At 43.0% G+C, this 507-nt stretch carries 1 protein-coding gene; it reads left to right on the top strand.

The genetic code is table 11. The features are described from left to right. Window positions 1-507 (top strand): VWD domain-containing protein (locus MiSe_RS49785; protein ID WP_226595032.1); only part of this gene is annotated, 507 nt, incomplete at both ends.

Here is a 507-nt window from a genome sequence, read left to right as displayed (position 1 = left end):
GGTAGTGTAGCTGAAAACACAGCGGTAGCAACCGTTTTGGGTGGAAAACGCATTGGTATTTACAGAGATCGAGGACTTTTAATTGATGGCATTCCCACTAATATTGCTAATAATGATTCTCTGATTATCGGAGATGGTCGCATCTACCGCGAAGGCAGCACTTATACAGTTGTCTATCGCACAGGCGATCAATTAGTAGCATCAGTCGGTAGTCGCGTTAATATCAACGTTTTCCTCACTAAAGAACGACAAGGACAAATTAAAGGACTCTTCGGCAACTTCAACGGAGATCCTAAAGATGACCTTGCCAAACGCGATGGTACTGTTCTGAGTACGCCGATTCCTTTCAGACAACTTTATGGCGAATATGCTGATAGCTGGCGCATCTCTCAAGGGGAGTCTTTGTTTGACTACAAATCCGGTGAAGACACCAATACTTTTACCAATAAAAACTTCCCGCGTCAGAAAGTTACTCTCAAAGATTTAAGCGCCGCAGATATTCAAAAA

The organism is Microseira wollei NIES-4236 (assembly GCF_020521235.1).
Classification (GTDB): domain Bacteria; phylum Cyanobacteriota; class Cyanobacteriia; order Cyanobacteriales; family Aerosakkonemataceae; genus Microseira; species Microseira wollei.
The sequence above is the reverse complement of the archived record's forward strand: the minus strand, read 5'-3'. Positions and strand labels throughout refer to the sequence as shown.